This window comes from Thermocladium sp. ECH_B (genome assembly GCA_001516585.1).
Lineage (GTDB): Archaea > Thermoproteota > Thermoprotei > Thermoproteales > Thermocladiaceae > Thermocladium.
Genome location: LOBW01000020.1, coordinates 1 through 24,987 on the forward strand (window position 1 = coordinate 1; position 24,987 = coordinate 24,987).

At 48.6% G+C, this 24,987-nt stretch carries 22 protein-coding genes, 1 tRNA gene and 2 pseudogenes; 11 read left to right on the forward strand and 14 right to left on the reverse strand.

Features of this window, described 5'->3' with window-relative positions:
• Window positions 1–61 precede the first annotated feature (61 nt).
• Entirely contained in the window at window positions 62–1,438 is a 1,377-nt protein-coding gene (locus tag AT710_03905) for a transposase (protein KUO92272.1), read from the forward strand.
• Window positions 1,439–1,575: 137 nt separating this feature from the next.
• Window positions 1,576–2,220 carry a hypothetical protein gene (locus AT710_03910; GenBank protein KUO92273.1) on the forward strand — a complete coding sequence of 215 codons (645 nt, stop codon included), beginning with the start codon at window positions 1,576–1,578 and terminating at the stop codon, window positions 2,218–2,220.
• A gap of 159 nt (window positions 2,221–2,379) precedes the next feature.
• Here the strand turns inward: AT710_03910 and AT710_03915 are convergent.
• A tRNA-Ala gene (locus AT710_03915) sits at window positions 2,380–2,453 on the reverse strand.
• A gap of 10 nt (window positions 2,454–2,463) precedes the next feature.
• Entirely contained in the window at window positions 2,464–3,261 is a 798-nt protein-coding gene (locus AT710_03920; protein ID KUO92274.1) for a hypothetical protein, read from the reverse strand.
• A gap of 543 nt (window positions 3,262–3,804) precedes the next feature.
• Between AT710_03920 and AT710_03925 the strand changes: the two genes are divergently transcribed.
• Entirely contained in the window at window positions 3,805–4,767 is a 963-nt protein-coding gene (locus AT710_03925; protein ID KUO92275.1) for a heme biosynthesis protein, read from the forward strand.
• A gap of 5 nt (window positions 4,768–4,772) precedes the next feature.
• Here the strand turns inward: AT710_03925 and AT710_03930 are convergent.
• Window positions 4,773–7,438 (reverse strand): annotated as a pseudogene (locus AT710_03930) (pyruvate, phosphate dikinase).
• Window positions 7,439–7,575: 137 nt separating this feature from the next.
• Between AT710_03930 and AT710_03935 the strand changes: the two are divergent.
• Both AT710_03935 and AT710_03940 read left to right on the forward strand, forming a co-directional pair.
• A complete protein-coding gene (locus AT710_03935; GenBank protein KUO92276.1) occupies window positions 7,576–10,239 on the forward strand; it encodes an aconitate hydratase in 2,664 nt (887 codons plus the stop codon).
• Window positions 10,240–10,312: 73 nt separating this feature from the next.
• On the forward strand, window positions 10,313–11,053 hold the full coding sequence (locus tag AT710_03940) for an XRE family transcriptional regulator (GenBank protein KUO92291.1): 741 nt from the start codon (window positions 10,313–10,315) through the stop codon (window positions 11,051–11,053).
• Between the two features lie 74 nt (window positions 11,054–11,127).
• Here AT710_03940 and AT710_03945 read toward each other — a convergent pair whose 3' ends face one another.
• Both AT710_03945 and AT710_03950 read right to left on the reverse strand, forming a co-directional pair.
• On the reverse strand, window positions 11,128–11,472 hold the full coding sequence (locus AT710_03945; GenBank protein ID KUO92277.1) for a hypothetical protein: 345 nt from the start codon (window positions 11,470–11,472) through the stop codon (window positions 11,128–11,130).
• Between the two features lie 76 nt (window positions 11,473–11,548).
• On the reverse strand, window positions 11,549–11,950 hold the full coding sequence (locus AT710_03950) for a hypothetical protein (protein KUO92278.1): 402 nt from the start codon (window positions 11,948–11,950) through the stop codon (window positions 11,549–11,551).
• 145 nt (window positions 11,951–12,095) lie between these two features.
• Between AT710_03950 and AT710_03955 the strand changes: the two genes are divergently transcribed.
• From AT710_03955 to AT710_03970, 4 genes are all read left to right on the forward strand, one after another.
• Window positions 12,096–13,328, forward strand: a complete 1,233-nt coding sequence (locus AT710_03955) for a hypothetical protein (GenBank protein ID KUO92279.1) — start codon at window positions 12,096–12,098, stop codon at window positions 13,326–13,328.
• Window positions 13,329–13,384: 56 nt separating this feature from the next.
• Window positions 13,385–13,930 carry an HIT family hydrolase gene (locus AT710_03960; protein ID KUO92292.1) on the forward strand — a complete coding sequence of 182 codons (546 nt, stop codon included), beginning with the start codon at window positions 13,385–13,387 and terminating at the stop codon, window positions 13,928–13,930.
• Window positions 13,896–14,126: a hypothetical protein gene (locus AT710_03965; protein KUO92280.1), complete on the forward strand. Its 231-nt coding sequence runs from the start codon at window positions 13,896–13,898 to the stop codon at window positions 14,124–14,126. Before AT710_03960 ends, AT710_03965 begins: the two co-directional genes overlap by 35 nt.
• Window positions 14,123–15,181: a hypothetical protein gene (locus AT710_03970; GenBank protein KUO92281.1), complete on the forward strand. Its 1,059-nt coding sequence runs from the start codon at window positions 14,123–14,125 to the stop codon at window positions 15,179–15,181. The genes AT710_03965 and AT710_03970 overlap by 4 nt, the downstream gene beginning before the upstream one ends.
• Before the next feature lie 84 nt (window positions 15,182–15,265).
• Here AT710_03970 and AT710_03975 read toward each other — a convergent pair whose 3' ends face one another.
• The 3 genes from AT710_03975 to AT710_03985 form a co-directional block, all read right to left on the reverse strand.
• Window positions 15,266–15,586, reverse strand: coding sequence for a hypothetical protein (locus AT710_03975; protein KUO92282.1), 321 nt, complete (start codon window positions 15,584–15,586; stop codon window positions 15,266–15,268).
• Between the two features lie 31 nt (window positions 15,587–15,617).
• A complete protein-coding gene (locus AT710_03980) occupies window positions 15,618–16,583 on the reverse strand; it encodes a hydroxyacid dehydrogenase (GenBank protein ID KUO92283.1) in 966 nt (321 codons plus the stop codon).
• A gap of 130 nt (window positions 16,584–16,713) precedes the next feature.
• The gene (locus tag AT710_03985) at window positions 16,714–18,459 is read right to left on the reverse strand and encodes a hypothetical protein (protein ID KUO92284.1); all 1,746 of its coding nucleotides are present in this window, start codon (window positions 18,457–18,459) and stop codon (window positions 16,714–16,716) included.
• A 73-nt stretch (window positions 18,460–18,532) separates the two neighbouring features.
• Here AT710_03985 and AT710_03990 point away from each other — a divergent pair, with 73 nt between their 5' ends.
• Complete coding sequence (locus AT710_03990) at window positions 18,533–18,874, forward strand: hypothetical protein (GenBank protein ID KUO92285.1); 342 nt, start codon at window positions 18,533–18,535, stop codon at window positions 18,872–18,874.
• Here the strand turns inward: AT710_03990 and AT710_03995 are convergent.
• Both AT710_03995 and AT710_04000 read right to left on the reverse strand, forming a co-directional pair.
• Window positions 18,851–19,273 (reverse strand): hypothetical protein, encoded by a 423-nt coding sequence (locus AT710_03995; GenBank protein ID KUO92286.1) that lies wholly within the window; start codon window positions 19,271–19,273, stop codon window positions 18,851–18,853. The two genes, AT710_03990 and AT710_03995, sit on opposite strands and share 24 nt — an antisense overlap.
• A gap of 222 nt (window positions 19,274–19,495) precedes the next feature.
• Window positions 19,496–20,005 carry a hypothetical protein gene (locus AT710_04000; GenBank protein KUO92287.1) on the reverse strand — a complete coding sequence of 170 codons (510 nt, stop codon included), beginning with the start codon at window positions 20,003–20,005 and terminating at the stop codon, window positions 19,496–19,498.
• Window positions 20,006–20,097: 92 nt separating this feature from the next.
• Here AT710_04000 and AT710_04005 point away from each other — a divergent pair, with 92 nt between their 5' ends.
• Window positions 20,098–21,246: a hypothetical protein gene (locus AT710_04005; GenBank protein KUO92288.1), complete on the forward strand. Its 1,149-nt coding sequence runs from the start codon at window positions 20,098–20,100 to the stop codon at window positions 21,244–21,246.
• On the opposite strand, the gene AT710_04010 is transcribed toward AT710_04005, so the two are convergent.
• The 4 genes and pseudogenes from AT710_04010 to AT710_04025 form a co-directional block, all read right to left on the reverse strand.
• Entirely contained in the window at window positions 21,240–22,040 is an 801-nt protein-coding gene (locus AT710_04010) for a hypothetical protein (GenBank protein KUO92289.1), read from the reverse strand. The genes AT710_04005 and AT710_04010 overlap by 7 nt on opposite strands.
• Window positions 22,041–22,102: 62 nt before the next feature.
• Window positions 22,103–22,807, reverse strand: a complete 705-nt coding sequence (locus AT710_04015) for a fibrillarin (protein KUO92290.1) — start codon at window positions 22,805–22,807, stop codon at window positions 22,103–22,105.
• Between the two features lie 26 nt (window positions 22,808–22,833).
• The gene (locus tag AT710_04020; GenBank protein KUO92293.1) at window positions 22,834–24,078 is read right to left on the reverse strand and encodes a C/D box methylation guide ribonucleoprotein complex aNOP56 subunit; all 1,245 of its coding nucleotides are present in this window, start codon (window positions 24,076–24,078) and stop codon (window positions 22,834–22,836) included.
• Window positions 24,079–24,280: 202 nt separating this feature from the next.
• A pseudogene (locus tag AT710_04025) lies at window positions 24,281–24,987 on the reverse strand.

Sequence of the window (24,987 nt, forward strand, 5' to 3'; positions counted from 1 at the left end):
CGAAAAGCCTCGCCCTTTAGGGCGGGGTAGGTTTAAATACTGGAAAAAGCGTCTCCTCTTGGTGTCCTCTCCTGATCAATTTCTTGGGAATGAGGAGCGGGGGCTGATTTCCCCCGCAATATCAGGAGGGGGCATCAAAGAAATTAAACACAATAATAGAAGGGCTATCGTGGTTCGCCTCCTACCAAATGGGTTTCAGGAAAGGAAGCTGAGGAGGCTAGCTGACATCTCTGCTAAACTCTTTAATGAGGTTAATTATGAGAGGAGACAGGAATTCTTCCATGAGGGGAGAGTGGACCTAAAGGGAACATACGATAAGTATTATGAAAAGTATAGGGGTGAGTTGGGCAGCGCCAATGCGCAGCAAGTAATTAATAAGAATAATGAGGCGTGGTCATCATTCTTCTCCCTCCTAAAACTGAGGAAGGAAAACAAACTACCGCCCCACATGAACCGCGTTTCACCGCCGAGGTATTGGAAGGATGGGGAGACTGGAAGGAGGAAGCTAATGCTAGTCGTGAGGGAAGATAATTACGTAGTGGATGAGCTGAATCATAAGCTAATCCTCAAGTACTTCAACATGGAAATTAGATTCACGGGTAGGTTGAGGTGGCATGGGAAACAAGGCAGACTAGAAATATACTATGATGAGGTTGGAAATGCTTGGTACGCCTCAATCCCCGTGGAGGTTGGTGTTGAGAAAACTAAAACGGGAAGGAGGAGTAAGCATATTGTGAGGGGGGAGAGGAAGAGTGTTCAAGTTAAGTCACCGAAGGGGAGCAAAATGGCTTCCATTGACTTGGGCATCAACGTCTTGGCGAGCGTAGTGATCGATGATGGCACTTGGCTTCTTTATAAGGGGGATAGGGCGAAGGAGGATTACTTCTACCTACAAAATAGGATAGCTGAGGCACAATCCTTGTCAGACAAGGCGAGGAACATTGAAGAATACGAGGCGTATTATGAGCTGAATAGGGAGAAGAGGAGGCTTTTCAAGAAATTGAGCAGGAGGCTTCTTCACTTGTATAGGAACTTTGCTTCTCACTTGCTCAAGACACTTCACGAACTAGGCGTCTCAACGATCTATTTGGGGTACCCCTTCAACATTGCTCAGGATAAGGGCAATAAGTTCACCGTGAATTTGTGGTCTTACCGAGAGTTGATGGGCATTATTGAGTTGAAGGCCCAAGAATACGGTATGAGGGTGTTTGAGGTCATTGAGTACAATACGTCCAAGTACTGTGCTTATCATGGTGTTGAGGTTGAGAGGGGGCCTAGAGGCGTAATCAACTGTCCTAAGGGTCATAAATTGCACAGCGACTTGAATGGTGCTTTAAATATCTTGAAGAAGGCCACCGGCATAGTGATCTCAGCAATAAAGAGGCCTCTCTCCTTTATCGTGGATCACAACAGAGTAGCGCCCGTGAAAGGGGCGTAACCCTCTAGACCTCGGGGAACCCTCGCCCTCAAGGCGGGGAGGAGGTCAGCGGCATTCCAAAGAATGAAGCTACAGCCATAGCGCTCAGCGCCTTGGCGCTCGCACCCCTCGGCCCTCAAGTTTCATTTTTGGCATCCATGCCGCCCTCCCTCCTACCAGCTTTTCAAGTGGTATTCATAATATTGTTCTTAAAGCTCAGGGAGAAAATAATAGACTACTATGGTGCTAGGAAAGAAATTGAAGAAATTCTTGAAGTAGAAGAAATACCTGCTAGAGGCGTCGTGAGCGAAGAAAAGGAAATAAGCGAAGTTGTTGAAGTGCAGGAATTAAGTTCCAGAGGTGTCGTGAGTAAGACCGGTTTAAACATATTGGTTCCAATTGATTTTTCCAGAGGAACAGAGGAGTGGATACGTGAGGGACTCGGCAGGCTAAACAATGTTAGCAGCATAACACTTCTGCATGTGATCCCGCTTAGCCTGTCTGAAGTAAGCGATTTTGTTACGGAAGATGTAATGGAGAGTGGGAAGAAGGTTGCTGAAAGTAAAATGAGAGAGCTGATAAAAACGACATCATCGTTTGGGTCTTATGAGGTAAGCTATGAAATAGCTGTAGGAGACCCAGCAAAAATAATACTTGAGCAAGCTAATGCTGGAAAATTCGATATGATAATGATGGGGCACAGGGGTTACGGATATGTTGAAGACTTCTTTATAGGCAGTGTTACGCTGAAGGTCATATCGAGGTCACCTATACCAGTCTTGGTGGTCAGGAAAAATCTGTAATCATTTTTAAATCTAAAAACTGAATTATATTTTTAAGTTTTTGATGAAAAGAATAACAAGCCCCATCCCTTCTAGGCAGGGAGGATGACAGATTTTGGCTGCACTGTCATGAGAATGTAACGGATTATCCCATGAATAGTATTCGATTAATGGCTTAAATGGACCGGCCGGGATTTGAACCCGGGATCTCCCGCATGCCAAGCGGGTATCCTTCCAGGCTAGACTACCGGCCCTAACCACCCATTACCCCCTTTGTTTTATAAGGTTTTCCTNGCATTTATCAAGCATGTGGGGAACCAGCGTGGAGTCCATTGTTTTCCTTATTATGTAGCCCCGGCACTTAATTACCTCAATGGGGCTCCCGCTTCCCCGCATGAACTGCGACTCCTCATCGTATAGGACAGCTATTATTCCAGCCATTAATGCGCCGGCGAAGTCCTCCGCCAAGTTATCCCCCACATGCATGGCTATATCGGGTTCCCTCCCCTCCGTCAACATATCGATCGCGGACTCGAACATATATGGATGGGGCTTAACGTAGCCCACCTCATCGGCGAACGCCCCATAATCAATGTACTTGCTTAACCCAAACCTATTCAACACTGCCCTCGATGTTCGTCCAGGCCAGAAAACAACGTTGGACACGAGCCCAATCCTCCAATCCNCCTCCTTAAACATGGCGAGAACCTCGCTGGCCCCCTCTATGGGCATCATGTTCACGCTGTTCACCACCGTCTCGGAAATTATGTCGAGAAGATCGCTCACGTATCGATCGCTCGGCCTTATGCCGTACTTCCTCGACACCTTAACTAGTAGCCGCCTAACATTCTCAGCGGGAGGAGAAAGCGCAATGCTGCTGAAGCGACTCGCCTTGACTTCCCGCTCAACCGCCACATAGAAATCAAGCATAACGCTGCTATTAACCTCATAGCCTAACTTATTGAAGTACTTAGCCATATTGCTGGCTACCTCGCTCCTCAACTTATCGCTGTACCTAATCAATGTATTATACACATCAAAAGTAACCACGCGGAGAGACATAATTGAATACACTATGCCAGTCTTTAAATACATTTAGATAATAGACTCGATCACTTCCCATTCTAGTGTGTTTCTTGAGGGAGCCTAGCTGACCTCCTCCCCGCCCTAAAGGACGAGGTTTTCCCCATACGTATAAATTAGTTCTCGATTTATGAGGAGAAAAACTTTTACGATGAATCAATGAACCGCCCCAAGAGAATCCACGCTCTTCAAGTCGGGAGGAAGTCAGCTGCTGAATCTTCTTGGAGATTCTGAACCAAAAACATATTTCACATTAATAATGCTACCTAAATAATTAAAAATGAGAATTACCCAATAATGCCGTAATTCTCGAATGGATCAATAAAAACAGGTGAACTACCCCGAGACGTGGGTTCTCCGGTGAATTGAATATGAACTAGAAAAACATTGCCTGAGCCGGCGTGGGACAATGATTTCAAGTATTGTTAGTTAGAGGGGTTCCTTTTTAAAATTTGTCCCGCTGATTAATCCTCGGCTCCCCTGCTTGCTCAGTTATATATAGCCCACTGGGCTCTGTGAGGCATGGATGATGATTTCGCGGAACTAGTGATGCAGGCCCAATATGATTTTCCAATAGTGGATAGGCCATTCCAGGAATTAGGCAAGCGATTGGGCAAGAGCGAGTCATGGGTTATGGAGTCCCTCAGCAGAGCTAAGGAGAGGAGCCAATTAAGGAGAATAGGAGCCTTAACTAATTACAAGGCAAAGAAGCAAATAGCTGCCCTAGTTGGCCTCCGAGTGCCCCCCATGGATGTGGATAAGGTGGCTGCTGCGATTAATGTGGATAAGACGGTCACCCACAATTTCTTGAGGGATCACCCAAGGTACAATATTTGGTACGTTACTAAGGCCCCAACGCCCCAGGAGCTCGAGGCGAAGGTAGCTAGGATAGTGAGTGATTTCTCCATTGAGGACCACGTGATACTCTACGCTGAAAGAACGTATAAAATAGACGTCAAGTTCGACGTATTGAGGGGAGTATCGAGGGCTAAGCTCAGGATAATACCGGAAACAGTGCCAACAATAGAGGAGACGGGCCTCCCCCGGCAATTCTTCGACTCAATTAGGTCAATAAAGATAGTGGAGAGGCCCTTTGATGAGGTGGCCGCCGCGGCCGGAATGCCTGTTAATAAGCTTGTGGATCTCCTCGACGAATTAAGGCGGGAGGGAGTTATTAGGGACTTCTACGCCATGTTTGATCCAGACGCCGTGGGCATTCGGGAGAACTCCATGGTGGTATTCAACGCCACCAATGCTCAATGCGAGGCAGCGGCTCTCCTGGAGGAATCCACCCACGTCGTCAAGCGCATACCTGTGCCCGGTAAGTGGGACTATAATTGTTACTTCATGATTCACGCCGCCAGCAAGGGCATATTGGAGAACACCGTGAAGCAGAGGCTGGGTGAACTAGGCATCAGCGAGTATAGGCTAGTCTATAGCCTGAGGAATCTACTGTATGATATGGGGAAAAGAATTGAGAACTAATTCACTTAATACTCATGCTTCTTAGGCGCCCTCCCAGTTACCCTAAGCGATGTTTGGGCCGCGGTTAACCTAGCGGCCGGCACCCTATAGGGGGATGCACTGAAGTAATTTAATCCACTTCCCACGGTGGATCCGAGGATCTCTATGGACTTGGGGTCACCTCCATGCTCCCCGCAAATCCCTATCTCGATATCCTTCTTGGCTCCCCTCGCCAAGTCAATGGCTATCTTCATTAGCTTAGCAACGCCGTTAGCATCTATCGTGACGAATGGATCATAAGGCAACACCCCAAGCTCCAAGTACTTGCTCATGAATTTGTTCTCAACATCATCCCTGCTAAAGCTGAAAACCGCTTGGGTCAAGTCATTAGTTCCGAAGCTCATGAAATCGACGCGCCTAGCTATCTCGTCAGCGGTGAGGCAAGCCCTCACGGTCTCCATCATGGTTCCCACCTTGAACTCGATGCTTCTCCCACTTGCCTTAAACACCTCCTCAGCCGTTGGCTTAACCACATTAGCTATAATATAATCCAGCTCCCGCGCCTCCGCTACCTGTGGAATCATTATTTGAACCCTCACATCCTTGCCAAGCTTGCTCAACTCTACCCCGGCCTCCAATATGGCCTTAACTTGTGCCCTATATATGTCGGGGAAAGTTATGCCCAGCCTAACGCCCCTGTGCCCCATCATTGGGTTAGCCTCCATTAATGCCCTAACCCTGGCAAGTAACTTCTCCTTCTCAGCATCCCTAACGCCCTTCGCTCTAGCCCTCTCGACCTCAGCAACGAGTTCCTCGATATTGGGCAGAAACTCATGGAGCGGCGGATCAAAGAGCCTAATAGTTACGGGTAGGCCCTCCATTACTCCAAGTATCTCCATGAAGTCCTGCCTAAGCATGGGCACCAATCTATCAAGTAATTGCTTCCTCTCCTCCTCATTCTCTGCAAGTATTATTTGCCTAAATAGCTCTAACCGCCCCGGGGCCCGGAACATCCTCTCAGTCCTCAGGAGACCTATGCCCCTGGCGCCGAATTTCCTAGCTATTGAGGCGTCCTCGGGAGTATCGGCATTGGCCCTAACCCCATATATGGAGATGGAGTCGGCCAAGTCAAGGAACTCATAGAACTCCTTCGGCAACCGCGGCTCCACGGTCTCAACCTTGCCTGGATAAACGTTGCCGCTGAACCCATCAATGGTGATCCAATCCCCTTCGCGCATCGCCTTATCCCCAACCCTCATCTCCCTCTTGGCATAATCAATATGGATGTCCTCGGCCCCAACCACCGCCGGCTTCCCAATTGCCCTAGCGACCACCGCTGCGTGACTCGTCATGCCGCCTCGACTGGTCAGTATGCCAACCGCCGCGTAGAAGCCGTGCACGTCATCCGGCTTCGTTTCCTCCCTAGTGAGTATAACATGCTCCCCCTTCCTCGCCCACTCCACTGCAGCATCTGGATCAAACACTATTCGCCCACTCACTGCGCCGGGGGAGGACGGCAAGCCCTTGGCGAGGGGCTTCGGGGCCTTGGCTTCATCGATGCGGGGATAAAGCATTTGAATGATGTGATCCGGCTTCACCCTCATTATTGCCTCCTCCGCCGTGAGACCCCCCTCCCGATGCATGTCCATGCTTGTCTTAACCATGGCTATTGGACCCATCTTGGCATTCCTGGTCTGTAGGAACCAGAGCTTCCCCTTCTCTATGGTGAACTCGACGTCCTGCACCTCCTTCTTATGCTTCTCAAGCATCTTGGAGTACTTGAATAATTCCTCATACACCTCCGGCATGTCCTCCTTGAGTTTAGAGATGGGTCTCGGCGTCCTTATCCCGGCAACCACGTCCTCGCCCTGGGCGTAGGGCAAGTACTCTCCATAAAGCTCATTCTCTCCAGTGGATGGATTCCTCGTGAATAGGACGCCCGTGGCCGACTTCCAATCGGCGTTGCCGAACACCATGGATACTATTGCCACGGCAGTGCAATCAGCTATGTCAGGCGTTATCTTATTGGCCTCCCTGTAGAACTTGGCTCTCGGGGAGTCCAGGACTTGAAGACGGCATCAATGGCAAGCTCCAATTGCTTCCATGGATCATCCACGGTGTAGCCCACGTCCTGGACATAGATGGATTTATACTCGCCTATCAACTCCCTTAATCCCTCCACCGGTATTTCGGGGTCCTCCTTGGCTCCATACTTGGCCTTAACCCTATTAAGCGCGTCATTAAACCTCTCCTCCCGTATCCCGAGGACTATTTTCCCGAACATCGATAGGAATCTCCTATATGCATCCAGGGCAGCGTGCTCGCTGTTCAAGTGCTTGGCCAAGCCATTCACTGTCGAATCATTTAGTCCCAGGTTAAGCACCGTATCCATCATACCCGGCATTGATACGGCCGCCCCAGACCTGACGCTGACGAGGAGTGGATTGCTTGGGTCGCCGAATCTCCTCCCCATCTTCTCCTCTATCTTATGCATCCCGGCCCTGACTTCATCCATTAATCCATTGGGCAACTTATTATCCCTATAATACTCCTTGCATGCCTCCGTCGTTATTACCATTCCATACGGCACGGGGAGCCCTAGCCTAGTCATCATGACGAGGCCAGAGGCTTTGCCGCCAAGTAATTTCACGTTATCCGGATCCGCCTCATCAAACATATATGTATACTTCATTAAATATATGGGGAAGCATTAGTAGTAAATAAGCTTTAGGCNTCATGCTNATNCATCTTNAACTATATGCGTCGAGCAGGAGTAATTCCCCCGGAAAATGTTTTTAATTGGGTCAACGGTTTACCGCTGGATGAATCATGTTTGATCCGTCAATAACCAAGCAAAAGATGGATGTTCAGCAAAGGCCAACCATATGGAACATAAATGTGCTTGAGAAGGAGGGGCTGGCCAAGGTATCTAAGCTCCCCATAACCATCAAGATACTGCTGGAGAACATGCTTAGGAATTATGATGGCAAAGTCGTTACTGAGGAGGACGTTATGGCAGTGGCCAACTGGAGCCCCAGCGGATCCGAGAAGGAGCTACCCTATAAACCAGCGCGGGTAATTCTTCAGGACTTCACCGGGGTCCCCCTGGTAGCCGACCTAGCCGCAATGCGGGACGCAGTAAAGAAGCTGGGGTCAGACCCGAAAAGGGTTAACCCCATAGTACCAGTTGAGCTAGTCATTGATCACTCCGTTCAGGTGGATTACTTCGGCACCTCATACGCGCTAAGGATGAATATGGAGAAGGAAATGGAGCGCAACAGGGAAAGGTACGTCTTCCTCAAGTGGGCCCAATCCGCCTTTAATAACATGAGGATAGTGCCGCCGGGCCGCGGCATCATTCATCAAGTAAACATGGAGTACCTCGCGCGCGTGGTCTTCCTAAGCAACACCCCCTCCGGTCCAGTGGCTTACCCAGACACAGTGATCGGCACGGATTCCCACACAACCATGATAAGCGGCATAGGGGTTCTCGGCTGGGGAGTCGGCGGCATAGAGGCGGAGGCCGTGATGCTTGGCCAACCACACTACATCCAGGTCCCCCAGGTAGTCGGCGTTAAATTGACAGGCGAGCTCCAGGAGGGAGTCACTGCAACGGATCTGGCGCTGACAATAACCGAGACCTTGAGGAAGAGGAATGTAGTGGGCAAGATAGTTGAGTTCTACGGCCCCGGCCTAAAGTACCTCCCAACCTGGGATAGAGCCACGGTCGCTAATATGGCGCCGGAGTACGGCGCAACGACGGGTTACTTCCCCGTTGATGAGGATACCATGAGGTACCTGGCCCTGACGGGCAGGGATGAAGCCATGCTTAGGCTAGCCGAGCAGTACCTCAAGATCCAGGGAATGTTCCATACAGGCAACGAGGAGCCCAATTACAGTGAGGTCATTGAGGTTAATCTGGATAAGGTTGAGCCGTCAATAGCCGGGCCGCGGAATCCGGAGGAGAGGATACCGTTGAAGAAGGCTAAGCAAGCCATGACGGAGCTAATCATGGAGTTCAGCAAAGAGAAGAAGGAGGTCCCCGTCACAATTAATGGAGCCACATCCACCTTAACCCATGGGTCCCTCATAATAGCGGCAATAACTAGCTGCACAAATACATCCAACCCAACAGTAATGCTTGGCGCCGGCTTAATAGCTAAGAAGGCGGTTGAGCGCGGTCTACGAACGAAGCCCTACGTGAAGACAAGCCTGGCCCCCGGCTCCATGGTCGTCACGGAGTACCTCAAGAATGCCGGGCTCCTGCCCTACCTTGAGGCGCTTGATTTTCACTTAACTGGCTATGGATGCACGGTCTGCATAGGGAACACGGGGCCAATACCGGAGCCCGTGGCCAAGGCCGTTAAGGAGGGCAATCTATATGCGACCGCGGTGCTCAGCGGCAATAGGAACTTCGAGGGCAGGATACATCCATTGGCTAGGGGCGCTTTCCTGGCTTCGCCCATGCTGGTCGTGGTGTATGCCTTGGCTGGCAGAATGGATATTGACCTATATAATGAACCAATTGGAATTGATCCCAACGGTAAGCCGGTCTATATGAAGGACATTTGGCCAAGCATGAGTGAGATAAAGGAAGCAATTCGGAATGCATTAGTGCCGGAGTTATTTAAGGAGAAGTACTCAAATGTGTTTAAGGGGGATGAATTATGGGAGCAATTAAGGTCGCCCAGCGGGGAATTATATGAGTGGGATCCAGTCTCCACCTATATACGTAGGCCGCCGTTCTTCGATGATGTGGAGCTTGAGCCGGGTAAGGTAGGCGACATAAAGGGCGCCCGAGTGCTCCTATTGCTGGGGGACAGGATAACCACGGATCACATATCCCCCGCCAACGTCATACCGCCGGACAGCCCAGCCGGCAAGTACTTGCTTGAGAATGGCGTGAAGCCGGAGGACTTCAACACTTATGGCNCCAGGAGGGGGAATCATGAGGTCATGGTTAGGGGCGGATTCAGCAACATAAGGCTACGCAATTTCCTCGTAGATAAGGAGGGCGGATGGACGATTTACTTACCCACGGGCGAGGCTATGACTGTGTATGATGCTGCCATGAAGTACAAGAGCCAAGGTACTCCCCTAATAATACTGGCGGGGAAGCAGTATGGGACGGGGAGCTCCAGGGATTGGGCAGCTAAGGCAACTTACTTGTTGGGGGTTAAGGCGGTCATAGCTGAGAGCTTCGAGCGCATACATAGGAGCAACTTGGTGGATATGGGGGTTCTCCCGCTTCAGTTCAGGGAGGGGGAGAGCTGGAAATCACTTGGATTAACCGGTAAGGAGACTTTCGATATACTTGGAATAGAGAACATATCGCCGCGTAAGGAATTAACCGTTAGGGCGACGGGCCCCAACGGTAAGGTAACTGAGTTCAAGGTAATTGCTAGGCTGGACACGGAGATAGAGGTTGAGTATTACCGCCACGGCGGCATATTGCCGTACGTAATGAGGAAAATAATAAGCGGCTCCACTTAAGTCTTTTTGAAATAGGGGCAATATTTATATTTTTAATAGGCAATAGTCGATAGTGCACAACATAGANAAGGGCATTGTGGATGACATAGCTGCCCGAATCGCCGGGGAAATAGTTCTAGCCGAGTCTCCTGGGAAAGCCATGAGGAAGTGGCGAGAGTACTTCTCCCTATCCCAAATAGAGCTAGCCGTGAGGCTAAACACAACCCCAAGCGTCATAAGCGATTACGAGTCCGGCCGCCGTAAGTCGCCTGGAGCCAGGTTCGTGAAGAAATTCGTGGATGCAATACTGGGAATAGAATTAGAGCGCGGCGGCTACAAGATACAATTACTTGTCCAGCAATTATCGCTTGGGGAGAAGTACTGGATGGCCGTGATAGATATGAAGGACTTCTATGCCCCAATACCATTCGACTCATTCCTGAGGACAATACGCGGCACAATAATTGTGCCCCCCGCCGCCGAGTACATGGATGTCCACGGCTACACTGTGGTGGACAGCATAAAGCTCATTCTCGATGTTCCATCCCATGAGTACTTCAAGCTATACGGAACCACCACGCAACGCGCCGCCATCTTCATCAACGTCAAGTACGGGCGATCACCGCTAATAGCGCTTAAGTCAATGATGGCGTTCGCCAATTTCCGCCCANCCGTTATGATTCTCCACAACGTGGAGAGGCCGGATTACCTGGGGATAGAGATAGCTAGGAGGGAGAGAATACCGCTGGCGGTGACTAGCATGCCGATGGATGAAATGCTGGAGCAATTAAGGAGTCTCGCAACCAATAAGACTGTAAACTCAACAAGTCGCTGATTATTATGGGGCATATTAAATAAGCGGTTTCAGCCGTTGGCTTTCCAATCACGCGTCATTAAAGGGAACCCACATCACAGTGAGAGGGCTCTATACATCCTGAGCCAAGTATATAGGCTTTCGCCTCCGGCCACTAATTTCTCCCTCATTGCCTTATAAGCGGTTATGTACCCCCTATAAACTAAGTATGCATAGAATGCATTGGTCTTAGCCCTCACTACGTTGGGCTTATCCGAGTTACTGGATAGAATAGTTATGTTATATGCATACTTCTCCATTAATTCCTTATCGGCTCGAGACCACTTCTGGTACAGTTTCTCCAGGTTTAGGAGGAATTCATCCATGTATTGCTTATAGTTATCCTTTANGTTTCTCTCCAACAGTGAACCAACTCGGCTTCTCCAATCTACTTCGCTCATGGGAATTCAATTAATCAGTAGTGCTTTATAAAGGTTATTGAAAATGTCGCCCGCTCCACTCCTACTCAACACAATTTCACGTCGAGCGATGCAGCAGTAAGTTCACTCTATTAATTAATCCACGCCTCCATGCAGTGTCATTGGTGATCCTCTCCATTACTAACCTGAAAAGCAAGTCCACGGCTATCCCCACATCGCTCCTCCGCTCCTCAATATAATTAACTAAGTCCTCCTCATTAAGGCCCCTCCTTATCAAATCAATCAATTCAGGCGTAGGCTTAATCCTAAGGTACTGAGCATAATGAGTCGTTGCCAACACGGAATTAGTAATTGGTTCCCCGCCCCTCAATAAATCCAGGTATGGCTTTCCACACTCAATGCTGCTTAACCTATCCATAACAATTGATATATCGACGCCATTAGCCAATCGCTCCAGTAACTCCTCCATCAATGAATTAGCCTCCTCAAGGCACTCCATGATTACTCCCCCATTAATTGGCAATAATTAAGCATTATGTGAACCGCAAAGCAATTAATGATCGCTTATTATAAGAAGAGGTTTTCCACTAGGGATGGAATTGTAACATGCTAATTGTTAAATATCGGCTTGGTTAGGGATATTTGTGCTTCATAGTGCCGTTATAAATGTGGCTTTTTTCGCGGACTCGCTTCCTTGTTACACCAATATAGATGTATTCAGGGGATGGCATGTCTATGCCGCTGCTGGATTACGTAGGCAAGGTTTTAACGCAATTGCCGTTAATCTAAGTAATTGTNATGAAGTAATTGTGGATAACGTGGATGGCGTGCCCCTGATTAGAGTGCCGCTGGATATAGGTAAAGTAAGCTTAGTGAGGCGATTAAACTCAATTATAAGGAAAATGCTTGGATATGATTTGGAGCTAAATAATGCTTCGCTTACTTATGGTGACTTCCTGGACTTCCTTGTTAATTCCATTGAGAATCCAATACTCTACTTGCATGGGTATCACAGGAGAACCGAGGCCTGGATAGTTATGAGAAGGATAATGCGGAGAAGGATTCCAATGATTCTGCAGAACCACGCGTCAAAGCCTCCCTTTAATCTACATGGACGAAATATAGTGCGAAGATCGATATGGTATAGGCGGGAAAATGGGTTAAGGAGGATTCCTGGATTCTTCTTCGCATTAAGCGAGTTCGAGAAGCGGTACTTGGAGTCGCTTGGAGTTAGGCATGTCATGGTGAGAACCATGCCTACCGACTTTAACTTGATCAAGCCCCTCAATGAGTCGGTTAAGCGGGAGATTAGGAACAGGCACAACATGAGGGAGGACACGATCTACATCACAATGTATAGTGGAGGCATTGAGAGGGGCATTCACTATGTTCCGATAATCAGTGAAGCATTGAGGAGGAGGTTCGGCTCTAGCGTCGAATTAATGGTAATGGGCTCGCCCCCTAGGCTGGTTGAGTGGCTTAGGGGGAGGGGCGTTATGGCATTTCAGAGATTGCCCTACAAGGATTACCTGGAGGTTGTGAATGCGTCAGACCTATTCATAATGCCTGCACGGAGCGAGACTAAATATGGTGGAATAATGGTGTCCGTAATGGAGGCAATGGCTGCCGGCATCCCAGTCGTGTCGCCCACCTTGATTCATTTCCCGGATATTAGGCAAGTAAATAGGCTAGGGNGCTTAACTAGATTCGTTGATTCAGTTAATGATCTTAAATCATTCATTGATGAGGTGATTCATGTGATTGAGAACCTGGAATCATTTAATCCATGGCTGATACATGAACTGGGTAAAAGGCATTACTCCTGGGAAGCATTCACTGCGGACTTCAAGAGCGCGGTCTCTAGGCTGGGGACTTAATCATTTTGGGAGTTAATGCTTTTAAGCTTAATGAGGAGGCATAGATGGATAAGGTAATGAGTGATTGGGGCGGCTTCGACGTCCTTTTCTCGCCGTGGAGGTATGATTACATAAAGAGCGCCGTGCGGAACGAGTTGGGGTGCTTTATTTGTGATTATGCTAGGGATAATAATGACGATGATAATCTAGTTGTTTTCCGGGGAAGAAAGTGCCTCATCCTCATGAATAAGTATCCATATAACAGGGGACACATAATGATAGCTCCATATCGTCACGTTGCGTCCCTGGAGGATTTAAGCGATGAGGAACTAAAGGAATGCTCTCGATTACTTCTTGCAGCAATAACGGCGGAGAGCAGCATATTGGCTCCGGATGACTTCAATATAGGCATAAATGTGGGGAGAGTGGCGGGAGCCGGCTTAGAGGAGCACATGCATATCCATGTAATACCAAGGTGGATAGGCGACTCAAGCAATGTTCCCTCAACTTATGGATTCGACGCTGTGCTTAATGATATGAGGGAGATAATGCTTAAACTGAGGAGCAGGATAGGGGAGNTGATTAGCCATGATAGTGACGGCCAGGAAATTCATACCGCTTGAGACGAGGCTTCAGGACGTGAGGCAGCCCCTAATGGAGGCAACAAAATTAGTGGAGAGAATAGGGGAAGTAATTGATTCATTGATCAACGATATAGAGAAGAGGGGTAGCGTGACCAATATGGGGGTCTCATTGGCGCCCCTCAGCATAGGCAACATAAATGGATTGTTAGTGATCGTGTGGGCGATGATTCAATGATGCGCAGAATATATGTGAGCAATTTCAAGGCCATCACGGAGAAGGAAGTGGAGCTTCAGGGCGGCCTTAACTTGATTATTGGTCCCCCGGCATCAGGTAAGAGCAGCTTGCTGGAGGCCATGGCGTTCCTAATGCAGAGCCGCGGCGAGGATTGGTTAATAACGGAGGGCAATTACATGATAATACATGATCTTAATGATGTAATTAATGGAATGGATCCATCCAAGATCATGGGTCTCGGCCTAATTATTGATGTGGATGATTACGTGCAGAGCTTCCTGGAGCCCGGCGGGGTCAAGGCTAGAATGATAGAATATAGGTACATGTATAGATACGCTGATGGCTATATGGCCCAACTCATCAAGTTAGATGATGAGGAGACATTCTTCGAGAAGAGGGATGAAGCTGGATTAATGATTAGGCCAAGGCAAGTAAGGCTATGCACGCCTCCCTCCTACGTAATGCATGAGGATGCATTGGTGCCATGCGAGGACTCGCCGGAGATCGGTAGGGCGCAGGCTGCCTTATTCGCAATGCGGCAATCCCTGCGGGACAGGTTCTTCTTCATTGGTGAGAATAGGATTGCTTGGTGGAAGAGAACATTTGAAGTAACTGTTGATTTGCCAACCCACTCCGTTGGCGGCGATGGGCAATACACCACTCACTTCCTATCCATGTTGCTAACCAAGCCGGAGTATGGGGAGGCAGCCAATAGGCTTAAGCGTTTATTGGGTAAGTTAGGCATAGAGGACGTGACGGCGGGCTTCGTGGAGCCTAATCGGGTCTCGGGTTACCTATTAATGAGGGGTAAATGGGCTCCGCTCTACCATGCTGGTCTAGCAATTAAATCGGTGCTGCCGTTCTTGGTTCAATTAGCCATATCGCCCAGCGGCTCCACCGTCATGATTGATGGAATAGATGTGGGCCTAAACGAGGAGTGGCTGGAGATGATTACCGATATACTTATTGATGCTGGAAAAAACATCCAAGTAATAGCAACATCAAGATCCATGCCTAGAAACAACGGCCTGAACATAATCGAGATAAGCAAATAATCATAATCCCTCTTAATTCTAGGCCAGCAGTTAAACATAATATTTAGATCCCGATGGGGGTGCTCTTTAGGGCCTGAGGAATCATCAGTATAATTGTTTGGCAGATCTATAAATCAATTTGCCATTCTCGTCGAGCTTCTTAATTATGAGTCTCTTCTCGGTTAATTCCTCTATTATTGGGAGGAGACGCGCAGGAGTTAATCCCCTCTCCTTACCCCACCTCATTAACTCGTCCTTACCGACCCCTCCACGCCCAGCTATGAATGATAATAAGTCGCTCGCGATCGAATCCATCTTGTTTTCACTGGGCTCCTCATGTTTCGGAGCGGCGTCATCCCCGAAAAGAAATGAGGTTATGCTAGCATTGCTTCCACTGCTTGCTTCTTTCTTTGATCGCTTAGGCACATATATGATTCGACGCTTATCTAAATAAACTTTATCCAATATATTCCTCACGATTAACCAAGTTTTGGGCCTTGCCGTTCCTCAAGTAATTCACTAGATTCCTCACGGCGCTCATCACTACCTCCCTATTCACTTCCTCGCTATAGGTTGCTCCACCAGCTATGTGGGGAGTCCCCAGCACATTGGGTAGCGATAATAAGTTGGTGCGCGGCTTCATCACGCTTTCTCCAGCCCCATAGCTCCACCAAACATCTGTGCCGAATCTAATTCCGGGCCTCCTCTCAAGCACGTGGTACAAGTCCTCCTCATCTATTGTTTCTCCTCTGCCAACATTGACTAGTATAGACTCGTCCTTCATGTTCTCCAGGAAAGCCCTATTTATTAAGCCTCTCGTGAAGCGGGTTAATGGGAGCGACACTATTATTACATCAGCCTTACCCGCCAATGCTGGGGCATCATTGGTTGTATGCACTTCATCAATATATGGCGCCGGCGATCCACTCCTATTAATGCCGATAACCGCCATATTGAATCCCTCCTTACCTATGCGAGCCGCTTCCCCGCCTATCCCCCTAGTGCCGAGCACTAGAAGGGTTTTTCCATGTATTAGGTATGGTTTTGAGTAAGGACTAGTAATATACTTGACCCTATCGGGCGTTGTATTATTGAGGCCCTTGGCTAGTGTGAGAACCAAGCTCCATGCGAATTCCGCCACGGGCTTCGAGTAGGCCCCCGCATTGCTCAGCACTACCACGTTAGGCGGAATCTTATTGAATGGCAAGTGATCAACCCCCGCAGAGAAGGTCTGGATAACCCTGAGGTTCCGCGCCTCATCTATATGGGATCCCAAGTCAAAGTCGCCCATGCACCAACAAAGCAGTGCCTCCGCATCCTTAAGCGAATCATCATCTATACCTGAAACTTCGAACCCATGCTCACTTAGGTAATTCTCCGCATCCCTTGGTAATGTGATTGTGCTCGCTATTTTTCGGCTCATGCGCTAAGCTTCAGCTATATCAGCCTATAAATATTAAGAACACAATTATTAGCTCTGAACCAAAAATGAGATGAGAATTGATAAAATGAGCGGCAAACCTCGCCCTTTAGGGCGGGGAGGAGGCCAGTCTCTATATATATTCTATTTCATCATTCCCGTCACGGCTGCGTCTCCCCCTTATTTTCAATGCAATAGCGATGAATGCGATGAATGACATTATGGCCAGTATTATATATATGGATCTATGGGTTAATGCCCACGCCGTCACATGTATCTGGGGAGACGCCTTAGCCACGTATTCCTGGTTGCCCACCTGGATCACTATGAAGGAGACGGAGCTTGGGATGCATATATTTGGTGTATCAACATAAGTCAAGCCACCCACATTAACGGTGTAATCACTTAATGGGGACCCAAGTAAGTCAGTTACCCGTAGCCTCGCCATATTTATCGGGATACTTATCGATATATTGGTTCCATTTATGGTGATTGCGCGCTGCGCTAGGGTTACTCCATTAATGGCTAGTTCTATTTGTATGCTGGATCCATTCTTGACATAATGGAGATCCAGTGGTGCTCCATAATCATGCTTAACGCCATTAACTAGTAGGTAGGGCGTGCCAAGGCAGGNCGTGACATTGCTGGTGACATTAATGGCTACCCTGGAATACATTGGCACAATTATGGATGGATTAAGCAAAGTCACGTTTGCGCTTAATTGAAATGAGTAATTGCCGGCCACCACTATTGCCGAGTAAACGCCAGGCGATATGCAGACCCCGGGGCCCGGCCTTATTGTTGATCTACCATTACTTAACACCACGGTGCCATTAAGCGGTTCACCGTCGAGTGACATGACTTCAATGCCGTTTGAAAGCACGCCTAGGCTCAGCGTCGCGTTATTGAGCGGAATCGAGTCGATGCTTAAGTTCATTAATGGATTACCGGATAGGAACAGGGTCACGTTCCTGGGAACCTGGGTCACGAGATGTCCATTAACGTATTGACCACCGCTTGCTATTAGGTTACTGCATGGTGGGTATACATATATCACTGCCGGGTTTGGATTAATTGAGCTAATGCTGGCGTTCTTTATATATACCTGGGATGGGTATAGCCTAGGAGCATTAACTAATTCGCCGCTGTACTTAGCATCATAATAGGGCTCGCCGATAATGTATGCCAGGCCAGTATTGAATACGGTGGTGTAGTATGTGGGGTATATTGAGGCATAGGCCACGCCGCTCACGTTGAGGTACATGATGGATTGAGGCATGAATGTGATTATCGTGTCCTGCGTGACCGGTAATTGGAAGCCGCCCACCTCTGTTGATGCTTGGGTTGAATTAATAATGTGCGTGAAGGGGGATTTAATTATTAAGCTGCCGGGGCCAATCATTGTGACCCTAATATATGCATACATAAGCGAGAAGCCGGGCGACACCGGTATTGTTATGTTATTAATGCCGGGAGTCAACTTAATTGTGTGATTAAGGCCTGCCTGTATGTAACCATAGGGAGGCGGAGGCGGGTACCGCGACAGGGTTATGTATAATCCATAGATGGATCCACAGCCTAAATGAAGCGATGCGTACTTAGGCGTATACATTCCCATGTATTGAGCCGTGGATCCATTAACATAGATTACTTGAATATTTGATATTCCAATGCTTGATCGCGGATCCAAGTATATTAGCCAATCATCGTAATTACCGCTGCATTTTTGGGGCAACATGATGGAGCTACCCATTAATTGGTACTGATAAGCGGTGTTGCCCTGCTTCACATATATGTAGTTTAATCCAGTCACGCCGGCTGCTCCTAATGCGATCGGGGTCACCGCTAATGCAATGACTAATGCAGCGAATAGCCTCATGTCCACGCGATGATTCGCCTTCATATTAAAAATAAGATAACGTTTAAAATCGCTGGGCTTTCCTCATAAGTTAATGAAGCTGGTATATATTGATGTAGCGGTTACCCTTGTGGCTTTCCTGCTTGTGGTTAACATAGTATTGCCATCGATCTCAATCACGAGCGCGGGCCCCCTGGAGTTGGAGAAGCCGTATACGCTTAATGCGGATGTAATGGTTGTGATTCCATGGGTAATATCGACGCTCCTCACTATTTTAACCGTTAAGGAAACATGGTTTAATGCGGCCATTGCCTACACCCCATTTGAGGAAGTGACAAGTAGAGTGTATATGTTGGTGGCGTTCTTCATGCTTTTCCTGAACATAGCTATACTTATATTGATAATTAATTACCTACTTTCCATGAAGCCCATTTAATCGTTTACCTCCTCTAGAATGAGGAACCAGCCACTCTATTATCTTCTCTGGATCGGGCGCAGTTATCGTGATGGTTATCGGTCCCATGGGGCTCTCGCTATCATGCGACACAAAGGATATGGCGCCCACGTAAGCAGCCTGCTTATGTAGCCTGATCTCGATCGTGTCCCCCACCATATTGCTGCGAAGCATCTCCCTCATTAATCGCGACATGCCGAGCCTAGCCACTAGGTCCCTCAATGGAGACAAAGACGCAATCGATTCACTGACGCCGACCACATAATCAACGCCATCCTCATTGATCACGCGTAAATCCAAATCAACCATTTTATGCACTGCGCTACTCACCTTGGCCGGGTCCTCCGTCGGATTAACTATTGCCTTAACCACGAGCTCCATGCTTGATCCCCTCAAAGCAACGTTATAAAGTTAGAGGCTTAAGACAGCATATGACTGAAAGAACGATAACTCCCCCTCTATGGGATGAGGCAAGTTTAAGCCCCGCTCCCTTATTTCCTTACCGCCTAATTCCGGAGAATGAGTATGGATAGGCTCATCCCCGTGATTCCAGGGAGAGAGCATCGCCCATAAAGTGGCGTAACCCCTCAATTTATAGGAACCTCAATGCAGTGAGGAAGTTAGATCAACTATCGCGGACTTAAGTTCTTCTATTCCCTCCTCATTAAGTATTATTTTATCGGCCCTACTTATTAATTCGGCGAGGCCAAACTTTAATTCCCTATAATCCCTAGCTATTAAGTCACTTGGATTCCTCGGGTCATCGTGCCGCCCACGGTTCTTAAGCCTATTGAATCGAGTGGTCATGGATGCTGCAACGTAAATCAGGTAAACTCTGCCGAATCGCTCCACTAGAGCCTCCAATTCATCAACGCTTCTCAATCCCTCCACCACCGAGCCATCCTTTACTTCATTCAGTAAATCCATGACTATGGCGCGGGCTCCCCTAGTTATCCTAAGGTAAACCGACGCCTCATCCGTGCTCATGCCCAGTTCCCCTGCGCGTCGCCTAACTACATCGCCCATTGAGTATACCCTGAATCCAGCCTCCTCCAATAACTTGCTGACAGTGGTTTTACCTGCCCCGGGGAGACCAGCAACTGCAATTATCACTGCCTGGTCTTCGCATTAACCATTTAAAACATTATCCTTCACATGCGCCTACTGAAGAGTGTTTTATTTAAATACGGGACTCCAGCTGAATCGTGGATTCCACGGAACTAATCGAGGTGGTGGAGGGCAATGCATCAGTGCTTGTTCCGAATCCGTTGAGATACATGGTGGGAAATAGGCCGGAACCCGCTAGGGCCCCCGTGTTCTTTAATTCAGCCATGAGCAGCAATAGATCAATATCCATAGCTATAGTTCAAGCATTCATAGACTCAGGGAGCGCCGGCACATTATGTGAACCGCTTGGGGGCAGCGGCGTTAGAAGCGTGAGATACCTCCTCGAGGTTAAGGGACTAGAGAGGGTTATAGTTGGCGACATAAATCCCGAGGCCGTTGAGTTGATTAAGAGCAATATGGAGAGGAACGGCGTCATTGATAGGGCCATTGTTGTTCAGGAAGAGGCCAATTCATTGCTTTCAAGGATTAAGTGCGACATAGTTGATCTAGACCCATTCGGTTCCCCCGCGCCCTTCGTGTCCTCAGCGATCAGGGCAGTGAGCAATAATGGATTGCTCTGCGTAACGGCGACGGATCTTGGGGTGCTGGAGGGGAGGCACTACAATAAGGCAGTGAGGAGATACGGCGTTTTTCCACTGCGGGTTCCATTCTCCAGGGAAATAGGTTTACGCGCATTAATAGGATTCATAGCGAGGGAGGCATTAATATACGACATTGGAGTAGAGCCCTTGATCGCGTATCATGAGAAGCATTACTACAGGGCCTGCATGAGGATAATTAAGGACCGCGCGGCCGCGGTGGAGAGCCTTAAATCAATTGGCTTCTATAGGTATGACCCGAAAACTCTGAGGCGGGAATTAGTTAGGGGCTACCCCATAGGCGCTCCAGGCCTTGGTGGCCCCATATGGATCGGTAACTTAATGGATCCAAGCTTCATTGAGGCAACGGCTGCGAGGGCTGGAAACGATGTTGCTGGCTTCATTAATAGGTTAAGCGATGAAGCGGTGGCGCCGCCTCTTTACTATAGGCTAAGCGAGNTAGGTAAATTGCTTCCGGTCACGCCCTCGATGTCCTCATTAATATCGATAGCATCCTCAATGGGTGTGAAGATTTGGAGAACGCACTTCGCCATAGATGGGTTCAAGATGGATGAAAAACATAGATTGCCGAAGATAGTGAATGCATTGAGGGTTGAATTAAGGCGTGAAGCATCCCATAATCATTGATCAGGATTACTGCGGCTCGGCCTTATTATGTCTATTTTCCCATCATCGATCACGGCATACCCAAGCCCCAGGATCTCGCTTATCTTCACAGCCTCTTCCCTTATATCATAATCCAGGAGGAGCGGCTCATCAAGTGTCTCCGCGAACTTAGCGTGCGCAGAGGCAAGCGAGTGAACCTGCATCACGAAACTCCCCGCACGTAGCCTAGTGATTCTCCTGCTTAGCGTCTCTTCATCTAGCCTAGGAGATAAATCAGCGTCCTCAAGCACATCGTTGCCGAATAATTCCATTAAAGCAATGGCGCGCTCGCCGGCAGCCTCCATGTTTCCCTTCTCGTATTCATATATTGTTCTCCTGCCCACTGATANGGCCTCAGCTATCTCGCCGAGGCTTAGGGNGTGTTCCTGCCTCATCCTCCTAAGCACCTTCCCATTGACGCGTGCCTTAATCATGCCGCGATCCTTAAATAGCTTAGGCATTTTGCCGTTAGCTATATCGCCCAGAGTCTTGGGGCTAATCATGGAGAGCCCCTCCTTCCTATACACCGTATCGTCCTCAAGCTCTTCCTTGCCATCCCTCTCGGCCACTATTATCGATGTGACGCCGAGCCTGGAGAAGATGAGGAGATCAATTGCATGCTCCTCATTAATATCCTTGCCGTCCACCATTACCTTAACTAGAATGGGCCCCCTCCCCGTCTTAGAGGCTATGGTGTAGCTGTACTTGCCGTCAGACACCACCACGGTCCTACCGGTCCTCGAAAGCGATCTAATTGCCTCCTCCAGAACCTCCACGGGATTAAATTATTGGACCGAAATATAAGCCTTTTCCTTAGAGATGAAATGCATTATTGGATCTAGATCTTTCTGCCTACCACTAATGCGTGGGCCACATCATATGGCTCCAAGTGAACGCTCGTCTCGACCTCGAAGCCCCGCTCCTTTAATGCATCGATCTCCCTCTTAAAGGTCTCGGATGGTTCCTTAGTTACATCTATTGACATTGCCTTAATCACCAGAACAACTCGACCCCCCTTATTGAGGAAGACATCCGCATTATCCGCAAGCACCTTGGCCTGGAATGGTTGGGCCACATCTATATATACCAAGTCCACCTTCTTAACTATGGAGATGTATTGCTCCGGGTACCTGGCATCAGCCAGTATCGGTATCACGTTCCTCCGTCCTTGATCTATTATTCTCTCCATGAATTCCCTGAACACCCTTGGACTAAACTCGACGCTGTATATTGTTCCCCTCGGACCAACTATATCGCTCATGTGGCTCACCGTTGTTCCACTGGCCGCTCCAAGGTAAAGGATCTCGCTCGCCTCGCCCAACGGCATTATCTTTAACCCATTCATGAGGGCCGCGGCTAACTTGGATCTATATGGATTCCATACCCTATACTCGACGCCGTTTATGTTTATTAATTGCTCGCCATAAACCCTCTTCCCCGGCGTTAAATTAATCGTGGCTAACCTACTGCTGCCATCCTCGAAATGGATCCAATACACTCCCTTAAACTCGTGCTCCTCAACATTAATTGCCTTTATGGACATCTATACCACCCATTCACCCATCCTTATTATCTCTTTCCCCTCCATTGCCGCCTACCCCTGCCTCCTCCATGACCATGATGCTCAGGCAAATGCTGCTCCGGCTTCTTGGCTGGGGGCTTCGCATAGAGGGTCTTTATCNCCTGTATCCTCTTCATTAAGTCCTCCTTCAACTTAGGCGCAATGAAGTTACCCGTGAATGCATCTGCCTTAGCCGCTATTGCCAGCTTAGCGGCGAGGGCTCTAGCTATCTTGCCGCGCTGCCACCGAGGCGCCCTAAATATTTCCTGGAATTGGAACAATATGCCGTGCTTCGGCGGTCTGCTTCCCGTCCTCAATGCCCTGAAAAGCGCCTTCTCGGCACCCAATACCTGTATCGTCGATGCTGGAAGCATTGAGAGCCGCATTAATCCGCCAGCCAACATTATCAGCCTCGCGCCAAGGAGTGAACCAACCAATTCACGTATGTTTGGCGCCACGTCCTTCATGGCGTCATCTATGTACTGCGTAACATCGTTCCTAGCATTATAGAGATCAATGAATTGCTTCGCTATATACCTTATTTGCTGTATATCCCAGTCAGTCATGGAGGCACCAACGCTTCGCTTAGCGGCCTCAGCAATTCTCTTGGCCCTATCCTCCTGAAGCTCCGGGAGAACCTTCATTATCTTATCCAGCGTATAATTATCGCGCTGCCCCAATTCATACACCAGCTTCGCATACTCTATTTGCTCCCTCGTTAATCCATCCAGCTCAGGGAAGTGCAGGCCATACCACTCCTTCATCCTGGAGGCGTATAGATTCAATATCTTATCCATATCATCGACCGCACTTATTGCCTGAGCTATGAATAAGTCCCTCTTCTCAGCGGTTTGCCTTATCTTGCCCCTGGTTTGAGCCACCGTTGCCTCGAAAAGCTTCTCCCTATACTCATCAAACGTCAAGCCATATAGGGCAGTCACGTACTTCTCCCTGAACTGAGTCCTGAACATCATCCCAATGCTGGACGGCAACTCAGCCTTAACCTCCACCCCGGTTTCCTTAAGGCTCACGTTGCGAGCCATCTCCTTATGCTCAAGCGAGACCGCGCTCACGCCGCGCTCCTTGAGTCTCCCTATTAATGCGAGCACCTCCTCAATGGCTTGCCCCTGCTCCATTGCATTTAGTTTGCGCGCAATTTCATCTACACCGCCCTTGAAGGGCTCCTTATCAATGATGCTGCCGCCCTCATCTAGCGCAGCGACACCCAATGCATCCAACACAATGTATGCCATACCCATAGCGCATCAATTCCAACGTCGATTAATAAACATTACCTCGAACCTATAGGAGAGAAGGCTTAATCCCTAGCTATTGAAAAACTAAGGCAAGCGATATCCCAACCCTTGTGGGCGAGTCTCCCATTTCTTGAACAATAAATATAGAGACTGACCTCCTCCCCGCCTTGAGGGTGGGGGTTCCCCGAGGTCTAGAGGGTTACGCCCCATTAATGGGCGCTACTCGATTATGATCCACGATAAAGGATAGGGGCCTCTTTATCGCTGAGATCGTCATGCCGGTAGCCTTCTTCAAGATATTCAATGCACCGTTTAGATCCGAATGAAGCTTATGACCCAAGGGGCAATTAACTACTCCCCTCGGCCCCCTCTCAACCTCAACACCATGATAAGCACAGTACTTTGAGGTATTGTACTCAATGACCTCAAACACATGAATACCATACTCTTGAGCCTTCAGTTCTATGATATTCATCAACTCACGGTAAGACCACAAATTCACCGTGAACTTATTACCCTTTTGTTGAGCGATGTTGAGGGGGTAACCTAAGTAGATGGTTGAGACGCCTCGCTCATGCAACTCCCTCATTAGGTGGGAGGCAAAGTTGCGGTAGAGGTGAAGAAGCCTCTTGGTTAACTTCTTGAAAAGCCTCCTCCTCTCCCTATTAAGCTCATAATACGCCTCATATTCCCCAATGTTCCTCGCCTTATCCGCCAAGGATTGCGCCTCGCCTATCCTATTTTGTAGGTAGAAGTAATCCTCCTTCGCCCTAACCCCCTTATAAAGCAACCACGTACCATCATCGACTACTACGCTCGCCAAGACATTGATGCCTAGATCTATCGAGGCCATTTTGCTCCCCTTAGGCGATTTAACTTGAATGCTCTTCCTCTCACCCCTCACGA